The organism is Flavobacterium sp. UBA2787, from assembly GCA_002352205.1.
Taxonomy (GTDB): domain Bacteria; phylum Bacteroidota; class Bacteroidia; order Flavobacteriales; family Flavobacteriaceae; genus Flavobacterium.
Genome location: DEHZ01000015.1, coordinates 441946 through 455593 on the forward strand (window position 1 = coordinate 441946; position 13648 = coordinate 455593).

At 34.7% G+C, this 13648-nt stretch carries 8 protein-coding genes; all 8 read left to right on the forward strand.

From position 1 onward, the window contains the following. Positions 1-180: 180 nt before the first annotated feature. The 8 genes from B4N66_RS15060 to deoC all read left to right on the forward strand — a co-directional run bounded on the left by B4N66_RS15060 (position 181) and on the right by deoC (position 13638). Positions 181-2478, forward strand: a complete 2298-nt coding sequence (locus B4N66_RS15060) for an NADP-dependent malic enzyme (protein ID WP_291095872.1) — start codon at positions 181-183, stop codon at positions 2476-2478. Between the two features lie 79 nt (positions 2479-2557). Then, a complete protein-coding gene (gene ruvA / locus B4N66_RS15065; RefSeq protein WP_291095874.1) occupies positions 2558-3139 on the forward strand; it encodes a Holliday junction branch migration protein RuvA in 582 nt (193 codons plus the stop codon). A gap of 3 nt (positions 3140-3142) precedes the next feature. After that, the gene (gene sprA / locus B4N66_RS15070; protein ID WP_414654156.1) at positions 3143-10378 is read left to right on the forward strand and encodes a cell surface protein SprA; all 7236 of its coding nucleotides are present in this window, start codon (positions 3143-3145) and stop codon (positions 10376-10378) included. Between the two features lie 71 nt (positions 10379-10449). Continuing rightward, positions 10450-10830 carry a glycine cleavage system protein GcvH gene (gene gcvH, locus B4N66_RS15075; protein WP_291095876.1) on the forward strand — a complete coding sequence of 127 codons (381 nt, stop codon included), beginning with the start codon at positions 10450-10452 and terminating at the stop codon, positions 10828-10830. Next, entirely contained in the window at positions 10823-11197 is a 375-nt protein-coding gene (locus tag B4N66_RS15080) for a VanZ family protein (protein ID WP_291095878.1), read from the forward strand. The genes gcvH and B4N66_RS15080 overlap by 8 nt, the downstream gene beginning before the upstream one ends. 49 nt (positions 11198-11246) lie before the next feature. Beyond that, the gene (locus tag B4N66_RS15085) at positions 11247-11969 is read left to right on the forward strand and encodes an energy transducer TonB (RefSeq protein WP_291095880.1); all 723 of its coding nucleotides are present in this window, start codon (positions 11247-11249) and stop codon (positions 11967-11969) included. Between the two features lie 100 nt (positions 11970-12069). Continuing rightward, a complete protein-coding gene (locus tag B4N66_RS15090; protein ID WP_291095881.1) occupies positions 12070-12840 on the forward strand; it encodes an energy transducer TonB in 771 nt (256 codons plus the stop codon). A gap of 54 nt (positions 12841-12894) precedes the next feature. Further along, a complete protein-coding gene (gene deoC, locus B4N66_RS15095) occupies positions 12895-13638 on the forward strand; it encodes a deoxyribose-phosphate aldolase (protein WP_291095883.1) in 744 nt (247 codons plus the stop codon). Positions 13639-13648 lie beyond the last annotated feature (10 nt).

The window sequence follows — 13648 nt, forward strand, 5'->3', positions numbered from 1 at the left end:
TAGTAATGTTAATAATCGGGTAAAATTTACCCACTTCAAAGATATTCAAAATTTAGATTCGATGGGTTTTTATTGAAGTCTAAAAAGAGGTAAGAATTGATGAAAATTATTTTTTTTTATTTTTTTGTATTCTCTACAAGTCTCTTACCTTTGTGAGTCAAACATAGAAGAACCAAATTCATGCACAAAGACACAAAACGCAGAGAAGCCCTTTTATATCACGCAAAACCGAATCCGGGGAAAATTCAAGTAGTTCCCACCAAAAAATATGCAACTCAACGTGATTTGTCGTTGGCCTATTCTCCCGGTGTGGCGGAACCTTGTTTGGAAATTGCCAAAGATGTCAACAACGTTTACAAATACACTGCCAAAGGAAATTTGGTTGCGGTAATCACCAACGGAACGGCTGTTTTAGGTTTAGGCGATATTGGTCCGGAAGCTTCAAAACCCGTGATGGAAGGTAAGGCTTTACTCTTCAAAATTTTTGCCGATATCGATGTGTTTGATATTGAAGTTGGAACAAAAGATATTGATGCATTTATCGAAACCGTTAAAAATATCGCTCCCACTTTTGGAGGAATAAATTTAGAAGACATCAAAGCTCCCGAATCATTTGAAATCGAACGCCGTTTGGTGGAAGAATTAAACATTCCGGTGATGCACGATGACCAACACGGAACTGCAATTATTTCATCGGCAGCGTTATTAAATGCCTTAGAATTGGCGGAAAAAAATGTAGCTGATATTAAAGTTGTCGTGTCCGGTGCCGGTTCTGCAGCATTAGCTTGTGCCAATTTGTATCTTCTACTTGGCGTAAAAGCCGAAAATATAATTATGTTCGATCGCGAAGGTGTTTTACATCCTGAACGAACAGACTTATCTCCTTTACAACAAAAGTATACTTCCGGAAAAAAAGGAACCGATTTACAAACAGCCTTGATAAATGCGGACGTGTTTTTAGGTTTATCTGCCGGAAATATCCTTACACCAGAAATGCTTTTAGGAATGGCCAATGATCCAATCGTTTTTGCGATGGCGAACCCAATTCCTGAAATTGATTATAATGTGGCGATAAACACCCGAAAAGATATTATAATGGCAACCGGTCGTTCAGACCATCCTAACCAAGTGAATAATGTGCTTGGATTCCCTTATATTTTTAGGGGAGCGTTGGATGTTAGAGCAACAAAAATTAATGAAGCGATGAAAATGGCTGCCGTTCGTGCCTTAGCTTTATTGGCAAAAATGCCTGTTCCTGAGCAAGTTAATATTGCTTACGGGGAAACAAAATTGAATTTTGGTCGCGATTATATTATTCCAAAACCATTCGATCCACGATTGATAACCATTGTTGCTCCGGCAGTTGCAAAAGCAGCCATGGATTCCGGAGTGGCTCAAAATCCTATTTTAGATTGGGATAAATACGAAGAAGAATTAGCCGAACGATTAGGTTCTGATAATAAAATGGTTCGATTGTTGGCAAACCGTGCTAAAACCGACCCAAAACGAATCATTTTTGCCGAAGCCGATCATTTAGATGTGTTGAAAGCCGCTCAAATTGTAATGGAAGAAGGTATCGGCAAACCCATCCTTTTGGGAAATAAAGAAATTATTTTGGAACTAAAAGAGGAAATTGGTTTTGATGTTGATGTGCCGATTTTAGATCCAAAAACAAAAGAATGTGATGATAAGCGAATGCAATATGCCACCACTTTTTGGGAAAGCAGAAAACGCAGAGGAATTTCGTTATTGGACGCTCAAAAATGGATGAGGGAACGCAATTATTTTGCAGCGATGATGGTCAATGAAGGTGAAGCAGATGCATTAGTGACAGGATATTCCAGAAGTTATCCAACTGTCGTTAAACCAATTATGGAGCTAATTGATAAAGCTCCCGGTGTTAGCCGAATTGCCACTACCAATATGATGATGACCAATCGAGGACCAATTTTTTTCTCCGATACGGCCATCAATGTTGATCCATCTGCAGATGATTTAGCAAAGATCGCTTTGATGACAGCCAAAACAGTGAGAATGTTCGGAATGCAGCCTGTTGTAGCGATGGTTTCTTATTCCAACTTTGGTTCGTCAAGTAATGAAACTGCCGTAAAGGTTCGTCAAGCAGTAGCTTATTTACATAAATATTATCCGGATTTGATTGTAGATGGCGAAATTCAGGCGGATTTTGCTTTAAATCCTGAAATGCTGAAAGACAAATTTCCATTTTCAAAATTAGCGGGAAAAAAAGTAAATACACTGATTTTTCCTAATCTGGAAGCGGCAAATATTAATTATAAAATGCTGAAAGAATTGTATAAAGTAGATTCAATTGGGCCAATAATGCTAGGGTTAGACAAGCCTGTGCACATTTTTCAATTGGGAGCCAGTGTGGAAGAAATGGTCAATATGGCTGCTGTTGCTGTAGTTGATGCTCAAGAAAAAGAAAAGCGTTACAAATCGCTCAAAGTAAGTTTTTAACTTATTTTTAAGTTATTAATCGTTTTATTGATTGGTAATTAAAGTTTTTTGTTACATTTGAAAATTACTTATTTCATCAATGATAGCTCATATACAAGGTCGTTTGGTAGAAAAATCGCCAACTGATGTGGTCATCGACTGCAACGGTGTTGGTTACCATCTACATATTTCTTTGCACACGTTTTCATTAATTCCAAATTCAGAAAACATCAAATTATTTACGCATCTTCAAATTAAAGAAGATGCTCATACTTTATTTGGTTTTGTAGAAAAGTCTGAACGTGAGATATTTAAATTGCTACTTTCGGTTTCAGGTATTGGAGCAAGCATCGCCAGAACAATGCTTTCTTCGATGGAACCTAAACAAATTTTGCAAGCAATTGCAACAGGTGATGTGGTTTCAATTCAATCCATAAAAGGAATTGGAACTAAAACAGCACAACGAGTAATTTTAGACTTGAAAGAAAAAGTGTTAAAAGTGTATGATTTAGACGAAGTTTCTATGTCGTCAAACAATACAAATAAAGATGAAGCGTTATCTGCTTTGGAAGTTTTAGGTTTTAACAAAAAATTAGCAGAAAAAGCAGTAGAAAAAATTGTGAGAGAAAGCCCCGATGCAACGATCGAATCAATCATTAAACAAGCATTAAAAAATTTATAGTTCTTGAAAACTACGTATAATTATAATTTTGTTGTGTCAATTAAAGCATGCTTTTTTTGGCTCATTTTACTTTTAAGTTTCGCCGCATTTTCACAAGAAGATGATGATTTAGAAACTCCCATAGATTCAGTTGGTTATAATGTTGGAAAAGTAGAATTAAATAATCCACCAAGTATTGTCTCCGCTTACACCTATGATCCGGTTACTGATCGTTATATTTACAACAGTAAATTAGGTGAATTCAACATCAATTATCCTGTTATTTTAACACCAAAAGAATATGAAGAATTGGTTCTTCGTGAATCGATGCGTAATTATTTTAAACAAAAATTAGATGCAATTGATGGTAATAAAGAAGGCTCAGAAGAAGGTAAAAAAGATTTATTACCGCGATATTATATAAATTCCGGTTTTTTTGAAACTATTTTTGGAAGTAATACCATTGATGTTCAGCCACGTGGATCGGTTGAAATGGATTTGGGAGTTCGCTATACTAAACAAGATAATCCTTCTTTTTCACCACGAAACAGAACGACAACTACTTTTGATTTTGACCAACGGATAAACATGAGTTTGACCGGAAAAGTGGGTACGCGATTGAACGTGAATGCCAATTATGACACTCAATCAACGTTTGCTTTTCAAAACTTGATTAAGTTAGAATATGCACCTGAAGAAGATGCTATTTTGCAAAAACTAGAAGTAGGTAACGTTAGTATGCCGCTAAATAATACTTTAATTCGTGGTGCACAGAGTTTATTTGGGGTAAAAGCTCAATTACAATTTGGAAGAACAACGATTACCGGTGTTTTTTCTGAACAGAAATCGCAAACTCGATCCGTAACCGCTGAAGGTGGTGGAACAGTGCAAGACTTTCAAATGTTTGCATTGGAATATGATGCAGACAGACACTTTTTCCTTTCACAATATTTTAGAAGTCGATATGATGCCTCTTTGAGACAATACCCAATGATTGATAGCCGTGTACAAATAACACGTATTGAAGTATGGATTACGAATCGTCAAAACAGAATTAACACTTCACAAGAGGGGAATAATTTACGAAACATTATCGCTCTTCAAGATTTAGGTGAAGCTCAATTACCCGGATTGACTGATGATGAAGTGGTTGGAATTAGTCCAATTCCACCAGGATTTTTTAATGTAATTGGCAATACGCCTTCCAAAAACTCAAACAACGATTTTGACCCTGCTTTGATTCAAAGTGGTAGTGGTTTATTACGTCCGCAAATCAGAGAAATAGTAACATCAAATGAAGGTTTTAACTACAATGCAGTAGAAGGATTAGACTATTCAAAACTGGAAAATGCAAGAAAATTAACAACTAACGAATTTACCTATCATCCACAATTAGGATATATTTCGCTTCAACAAAAATTAGCAAATGATGAAGTGATTGCGGTGGCCTATCAATATACAATTGGAGATGATGTTTATCAAGTAGGGGAGTTTGGAAATGACGGTGTAGAATCAACAGTTGTAGATTCTGGAACAAATATTCCGGTAACACAATGTTTGGTTTTAAAGATGTTGAAAAGCAATTTAACCAATGTTGATATGCCAATTTGGAATTTGATGATGAAAAACATTTATCAGATACCTGGAGCATTTCAACTGGAACAAGAGGATTTTAGATTTAATATCTTGTATTCAGATCCATCCCCTTTAAATTATATTACATTAACCAGTCCATTACCTTCTCCGGAAGATGAAGTTTCGGAAACACCTTTGCTAAGAGTTTTTAATGTTGACCGTTTAAATTACACCAATGACCCGCAACAAGGTGGAGATGGATTCTATGATTTCATACCCGGTTTAACAGTTGACAGTCAAAACGGGCGATTGATTTTTACAACCGTAGAACCTTTTGGTGAACATTTATTTGAAAAATTAAAATCAAATCCGGGCGAAGATTATAACAACACAGTTTCAGGATATAATGCCAATCAAAATAAATATGTTTTTCGAAGTATGTACCGTAGCACACAAGCAGCTGCACTTCAGGATAGCGAAAAAAATAAGTTTTTACTACGTGGACGTTATAAATCAACAGGCGGCGATGGAATTCCAATTGGAGCATTCAACGTGCCAAGAGGTTCTGTAGTTGTAACAGCTGGTGGTCGTACTTTAGCAGAAGGAATTGACTATACCGTAAACTATCAACTTGGAAGAGTTAGAATTTTAGATCCTTCACTTCAGGCTTCCGGAACACCAATTAACATTTCGGTAGAAAACAACTCCGTTTTCGGTCAGCAAACCAGACGATTTATGGGTGTGAATGTTGATCATAAATTTTCAGAAAAGTTTCAAATAGGTGCAACTTATTTGAGAATGACCGAAAGACCATTTACTCAGAAATCAACATTTGGTCAAGAATCGGTCAATAATTCTATTTTTGGATTCAACGGAAATTATTCAACAGAACTACCATTTTTAACACGATTAGTAAATAAATTACCAAATATTGATACAGATGTTCCTTCCAATATTTCAGTACGTGGTGAAGTTGCATTCTTAAAACCAGATACACCAAAAGCAGATAATTTTGATGGCGAATCCACATTATATGTAGACGATTTTGAAGGTTCTCAAACCACTATCGATATGAAATCAGCTTTGGCTTGGAGCTTATCTAGTGTTCCACTTCACAATAATGAAAGTACTTATAATTTTGGTGAAACCTTAACAGGAAGAAATACCGGATTTAAAAGAGCTAAATTAGCATGGTACACCGTTGACCCAATTTTTTATACTAGTCAGAGACCCGGCAGTATTTCTGACGAAGAAATGGCATTGAATAAAACCAGAAGGATTTTCATTAATGAAATTTTCCCTGTAACCGATATCGCTCAAGGTCAACAAACGGTTATTAATACCTTAGATTTAACCTATTTTCCAACGGAAAGAGGTCCATACAATTACAATCCTGATACAACAACGGATAATACCTTGCCAAATCCGGAAACAAACTTTGGAGGAATTATGCGAGCCATCAATTCTACCAATTTCGAGCAAGGAAATGTGGAGTATATTCAGTTTTGGATGATGGATCCCTATCACGGAACAGATGAGTTTAATCCAACAAATACAGGAGAAATTTATTTAAACTTAGGAGAAATTTCAGAAGATGTTTTAAAAGACGGAAGAAAACAATATGAAAATGGTTTGCCGGGAGTTGGTTCAACACAACCTACCATTCCTACATTCTGGGGTAAAGTTCCTGCTTCTCAATCGTTAATTTATGCTTTTGATACCGAAGATGGTAACAGAGCTTTGCAAGATGTTGGTTTAGATGGAGTAAATGATGAAGAAGAAGCTCAATTGGATGGATTACCACCTCAATTCTCCTCTTTTGAAGATCCTGCTGCAGATAACTATCAATTCTATTTGGATGCTACCGGTGACGTAATCGAACGCTACAAAAATTATAACGGATTAGAACGAAATTCTCCGGTGAATGTTTCTGATAATAATCGAGGAAATTCAACATTGCCTGATGCGGAAGATATCAACAGAGATAATACGATGAATACGATTAATGCGTATTTTGAATATAAAATTGATGTTTCTCCTAACATGACTGTTGGTCAAAATTATATTACCGACATTGTTTCTGTTCCTGCAACTCCACCAAGCAGTAGCGGTCCTGGTTTACCTGAAGCGAGATGGCTTCAATTTAAGATTCCTGTGTCTCAATTTCAAAACAAGATAGGAAGTATTTCAGATTTTCGTTCCATTCGATTCATGAGAATGTTCATGACCGGATTTACCGAAGAAATGACAGTTCGTTTTGGTGTTTTAGAATTAGTTCGTGGTGAATGGAGAAGATATTTAGGAACATTAGATCCAAATGAAACAATTGAAGAAGACGAAGATGATAATACCGCTTTTGATGTTCAGTCGGTTAATATTCAAGAAAACAGCAACAGAACACCTATTCGATATGTAATGCCGCCAGGAGTGGATCGTGAACAATTGTATAACAATAATACAGTTATCAATCAAAACGAACAATCACTTTCACTTCGTGTTGCTAAAAAGAATACAAGTCTTCCCGGTGGTTTGGAGCCTGAAGATTCAAGAGCTGTTTTCAAAAATTTAGAGGTAGATATGCGTCAGTTTGAAAAACTAAAGATGTTTATCCATGCCGAAGCAATAGAAAATAATGTTGATGCGGATAGATTGTTGGATGATGAAATGGTCGCCTTTATTCGTTTTGGAAATGACTTTACACAAAACTTCTATCAAGTTGAAATTCCGCTGAAAGTTACACCTCACGGAGCAACTGTTCCGGAAGAAGTTTGGCCCGAAGCAAATGAAATCGATTTGAATTTAGCCTTGCTTACTCAACTTAAAATTTTAGCCATCAATGGAGCAAATCCTAATCCCGATGAAATTTATTTCCAAGATGAAGATCAATTGGATCCTTCGGCAGCGTCTAAACCAAATAAACTTCGTTTAGGTATAAAAGGTAATCCAAACTTTGGATTAGTAAGAACGTTGATGATTGGTTTGAGAAATGCCAAAACCGGTCAAGTTGAATTAGAAAGTATTCGCGGAGAAGTTTGGTTCAACGAATTACGTGTAGCCGGTTTAAAAAATAAAGGAGGATATGCAGCTATTTTGAATGTAGATGCCAATGCAGCAGATTTTGCCACTGTTTCAGCCACAGGACGAATGAGTACTATTGGTTTTGGAGCTTTAGAACAAGGTGTAAATGAAAGAAGTCGTGAAGATATGCAACAGTATGATATTGTTACAAATATTAATGTTGGCCAGTTGCTCCCAAAAAAATGGGGAATCAATTTACCATTTAATTATGCTATTGGTGAACAAACTATCACACCGGAATATGATCCTTTTAACCAAGATATAAGACTTGAACAGTTGTTGGATATTACGCCAGATGCTGCAGAAAGAGAAAATATTGAAAAAAGAGCGGTCGATTATACCAAACGAAAAAGTATAAACTTTATAGGTGTTAGAAAAGAACGAGGAGCGGAACAAAAAGCTCGTGTGTATGATGTTGAAAATTTCACGCTTTCTCATTCGTTTAATGAAGTAGAAAAGCATAATTATGAAATTGAAGATTTTATTGATCAGCAAACCAGAACATCGGTGGATTATGCACATACTTTCCAAAACAAGCCGATTGAGCCTCTAAAAAGTAATAAGTTTATGAAGAAATCTCAATATTGGAAATTATTGAGTGACTTTAATTTTAATTACCTTCCGTCTAACATTAACTTTAGTAGCAATGTAATAAGACAGTTTAACCGTCAGCAATTTAGACAGGTTGAAGTTGAAGGAATCCCTTTATCTGCTTTATACAGAAGAAATTATTTATTTAACTATCAATACGGTTTCAATTTTAATTTAACTAAATCGTTAAAACTTAATTATACAGTAAGTAGAAGTAATATTGTTAGAAACTATTTTGATGATGAAGGATTTCCGGAAGAAGAAAACAGAATTTTTGACGATTACTGGAGTGTTGGTACACCCGATCAACATAACCAACAATTTGTGTTGAATTATGAACTTCCTTTGAATAAACTACCTTTTTTAAGTTTCTTAAAATCGAATTATTCATACACAGGAACCTATAGTTGGATGCGTTCTTCCGATGCTTTATCTACATTTGAAACAGAAGATGGATTTGTTTTTGATTTAGGAAATACTATTCAAAATTCTGCTTCGCATAGACTAAATGCAACCATGAATATGGATATGTTTTATAAGTATATTGGTTTAACAAAAGGACCTAAGAAACCTGCCGCAAAGCCAAAACCTGCCGCACCAAAACCTGGCGAAAAAATTGTAAGCACCAGACAGCCTCAACAATCGGAAGGAAATGTATTTCTTGATGGTTTGATTGGAGTTGTAACGAGTGTAAAAAACATCCAAATAAATTATACTCAAAATGAAGGTACTGTTTTACCGGGATATACACAATCGTTAGGCTTTTTCGGAACTTCAAAACCAACTACGGGATTCGTTTTTGGACTTCAAGATGATGTGCGATACGAAGCTGCCCGAAGAGGTTGGTTAACTATTTATCCTGAGTTTAATCAAAACTTTACGCAAGTTGTTACAAAACAATTAAACGCTACAGCAAAAGTTGATTTGTTTCCGGATTTTACTATCGACTTAACTGCCGATAGAAATTATATGGAGAATTATACCGAACAATATGATGTGGAAAGCGGTATTTATAATTCAAGATCGCCATATACAACCGGAAATTTTTCAATTTCTACCGTGTTAATAAAAACTGCTTTCAGCAAAAGTGACGAGTTTAATTCAGCTGCTTTTCAAGATTTTAGAGATAATCGTTTAGATGTTGCAAATCGTTTGGCAGCACAATATTATGTTGGAGATATTCCAAGAATTACAGATTCTTCAGATCCAAATTTTGGTTTTCCGGTTGGTTTTGGTAGAAATAGTCAGGCAGTTTTAATTCCTTCTTTCTTGGCAGCCTATTCGGGTAAAGAATCGGGAGGAGTTTCATTAAGTGCTTTTAGAGACATTCCACTTCCAAATTGGACTGTTAAATATAGCGGTTTAATGCGTTATAAATTCTTTAAAGATAGGTTTAAACGCTTTTCATTACAACACAGTTACAAAGCAGCATACACAATAAATTCATTCCGATCTAATTTTGAATACGAACAAAATCCTAATCAATTAGATCAAGGGGGTAATTTTTACAATAAAACACTTGTGCAAAATGTTAACCTTGTTGAGCAATTCAATCCTTTAATTCGTGTTGATTTTGAAATGCAAAACTCTTTCAAGTTTTTAGCTGAAATGAAAAAAGACAGAGCATTGTCTATGAGTTTTGATAATAATTTACTAACAGAAATTCAAGGTTTAGAATATGTGGTTGGACTAGGTTTCCGATTTAAAGATGTAACTTTCACTTCAGCTTTAGCCGATAATCCGCAAGGAGTTATTAAAAGTGATATTAACATTAGAACGGATTTTTCTTTTAGAGATAATAAAACAATCGTACGCTATTTAGATTATGATAACAATCAATTATCCGGCGGACAGAATATTTGGTCTGCAAAATTAACAGCTGATTATGCTTTTAGTAAAAATCTTACGGCTATTTTCTTTTATGACCATACTTTTTCTAAAGCAGTAATTTCCACAGCTTTCCCATTAACCAACATTAGAGCCGGTTTTACCTTGCGATATAATTTTGGAAATTAACAGAAAAATTAACCGAAAAATAGTTTAAAATAATCCTATAAAAATTACATTTGTACAAACAATTTACAATAATGAATATACCATCAAATTTAAAGTACACAAAAGACCATGAATGGGTTAGTTTAGAAGGGGATGTTGCCACAGTAGGAATCACAGATTTTGCTCAAAAAGAATTAGGCGATATTGTTTATGTGGAAGTTGAAACCCTTGACCAAACGCTAGATAAAGACGAGGTTTTTGGAACAGTAGAAGCTGTTAAAACCGTTTCAGATTTATTTTTACCATTAGCAGGTGAGATTATAGAGTTTAATGAAGATCTTGAAACCAAGCCTGAAAGTGTAAATACAGATCCATATGGAGATGGTTGGATGATTAAAATTAAAGTTTCAAACCCGGCTGATTTTGCTGATTTATTAAGCAGCGACGACTATAAAGAATTAATTGGTGCATAAAAAAAACTTTCTTCTTCTTGCCTTGGTTTTTTGGATTGTATTTATCACAACACTAAGCTTGGTAAGTTTGAATGGTTTGCCAAAAATTTCTCCTAAAAATGGAGACAAATACGTTCATTTTATATTTTATTTTATTTTAACATTGTTACTTATTTTGAATTTTGTTGACAAAGTTGGTGTAAAACGCTCTCTCGTTATTTCTTTTGTAATTGCGGTTTTTTATGGCATAATTATTGAGATATTGCAAGGTGTTTTAACTGAAAACAGAAAGCCTGAATTTGCAGATGCTTTAGTTAACTCTTTTGGAAGTTTGGTAGCTACAATTGTAGTCTTCTTAAATAGGGAAAGGTTAAATTTTATAAAATAATTTTAATATTTTTGATAAATAGCTATATTAGCAACTCAATTAACGAATCATGGAACCAAAAAAGAACATTAATGTTGATCCTAAAAGAAATAGTGCACTCTATTTTCAACTTGGATTAGCTGCTATTGCAATATTATCATACCTAGCAATAGAGTTAAAAACTTACGAAAAAGATTTGTCGGGACTTACTAAATCTGTAGATAACAGTTTCTTAGATGAGGATGTTCCTGTGACAGTTCAATTGAATACACCACCGCCACCGCCACCGCCGCCACCGCCAGCTCCTGAGGTAATTAAGATCGTAGAAGATAAAAAGGAAATCAAAGAAGTTGAAATTCAATCTACAGAAACCAACCAAAAGGAAGAAGTTGTAAAAGCTGAAAAAGTGGTTGTAGCCGAAGTGGAAGAACCGGATGTTGATGTGCCATTCGCAATTATTGAAGATGTGCCATTGTTTCCTGGTTGTGAAAGCGTTCCAAAAGACAAAAGAAAAGAATGTTTTCAAGATAAAATTCAAGCACACATCAAGAAAAATTTTAGTTATCCAGATGCTGCAATAGATGCAGGTCATCAAGGAAAAGTATTCGTGAGTTTTGTTATTGAAAAAGATGGAAGTGTAACAATTGCTAATATGAGAGCACCTTATCCGTCTTTGGAAAAAGAAGCTAAAAGAATTATGACTAAATTGCCTAAGATGATTCCAGGAAAACAAAGAGGAAAGCCAGTAAGAATGACAATGAGTATTCCGATTACGTTCAAATTAGATCAATAATTTTTTAGATAAATTAACTTATAATCCACTCAAATTGAGTGGATTATTTTTTTTGGCATAAATTTTGGTTTCTTTTTTTTATAACTAATCCATAGAAACCATGAGAAATTTAGATGACTACCCAAACGTAAAGCACAACGGAAAAATTTATTTCCAATTAGGGCTTTTGGCAAGTTTAATTGCCGTTTATTTTATTATTGAATTAGAAACTCCAGTTTCTGAATTTGATACCTTTGAGAGAAGAGAACCTGTTGACATCTCAGAGAAGCCCTTCATTCATGATTTTACCGTTGAAAAAGAACCTCAAAAAGAAATTGCTAAGGCAGAACCTAAACCAAAAGAGGCACCAAAAAAACCTGTAATTAATGATTTTACACCGATTGATGATAATAATCCGGATCCTGAGGATTTAGAAACATCCACTCCAGATGATACACCAATTGAAGAAATAATTAAACCAGAAACTACATCAACACCAATAGCTGCTTTACCAATTAAAAAGGAACTATATGATGGAAGTGAATTAGACGAATTACCAACTTTTGTAGCTTGTTCAGGTTTAAAAGGTGATGCTCAAAGAGCCTGTTTCAATGAGCAAATGAAAAAGTATTTGCAAAGAAATTTACGTTATCCCGAAAGAGCGAAAGAAAATAATAAACAAGGCTCAGTTTTAGTTGAATTTATTATCAATGCTAACGGTTCTATCTCAGGAGTAAAACCTGCAAATGCTGACAAATTCAACGATAAAGATTTAGAAAAAGAAGCCTTGAGGGTTATCAGTAAATTACCAAATTTAAAACCTGGAAAACTAAAAGGGGAGTCGGTAAATGTGCGATATAAAATTCCAATTACGTTTAAATTAAATAATTAAAATATTTATACCCAAAAAGTATCCCACTTCGGTGGGATTTTTTATTTTTACGCAATGGATATCAAACATTTTTTAGACTCAACCTATTTAAAAACACCTGAGCAAGCCGGATTGTCTTTTGAGGAAAATAAAAAAGTGGTTCAAGGTTTCATTTCAGAAGCCATTGAAGAACACTTCAAACTCATTATGATTAGACCGGACATGGTTGCATTGGCAAAAAAAATGATTTCCGAAGCCAAATCAAAAGTGTTGATTGGAACTGTTATTGGTTTTCATGAAGGAACTGCAACTCTAGAAGAAAAACTATCCGAAGCAACAAAAGCAATTGAAGATGGTGCAGATGATTTGGATTTTGTTTGCAATTATGAATTGTTCAAAGCCGGTGAAACCAATAAGGTGAGAGAAGAAGTTTTAAAATGTACTCAACTTGGCTTATCACATCACAAAACTGTAAAGTGGATTATTGAAGTTGCCGCTCTTTCAGATCAACAAATCATTCAATTATCTGCATTAATAAAAAATGTGGTGATTGCTAATTTTAAGGAAGATTTTTATTCATCGGTTTTTGTAAAATCGTCTACAGGTTTTTACAAAACACAAGATAATAAACCGAATGGAGCAACAGTTCCAACAGTAATAATGATGTTGGAAAATAGTTCGCCTTTGCCGGTAAAAGCGGCTGGAGGAGTTAGAACCTATCAAGAAGCAATCGAAATGATCAATCTTGGCGTTAAAAGAATTGGAACTTCTTCAGCAAAAGCAATTGCAAAAGGATTAATTGCTTCTAATAATTATTAATTATGACTCA

Excerpts from the sequence above, each read along its gene's own strand:
- B4N66_RS15060 (WP_291095872.1), top strand. The coding sequence starts at position 181 with ATGCACAAAGACACAAAACGCAGAGAAGCCCTTTTATATCACGCAAAA.
- ruvA (WP_291095874.1), top strand. The coding sequence starts at position 2,558 with ATGATAGCTCATATACAAGGTCGTTTGGTAGAAAAATCGCCAACTGAT.
- gcvH (WP_291095876.1), top strand. The coding sequence starts at position 10,450 with ATGAATATACCATCAAATTTAAAGTACACAAAAGACCATGAATGGGTT.
- B4N66_RS15085 (WP_291095880.1), top strand. The coding sequence starts at position 11,247 with ATGGAACCAAAAAAGAACATTAATGTTGATCCTAAAAGAAATAGTGCA.
- B4N66_RS15090 (WP_291095881.1), top strand. The coding sequence starts at position 12,070 with ATGAGAAATTTAGATGACTACCCAAACGTAAAGCACAACGGAAAAATT.
- deoC (WP_291095883.1), top strand. The coding sequence starts at position 12,895 with ATGGATATCAAACATTTTTTAGACTCAACCTATTTAAAAACACCTGAG.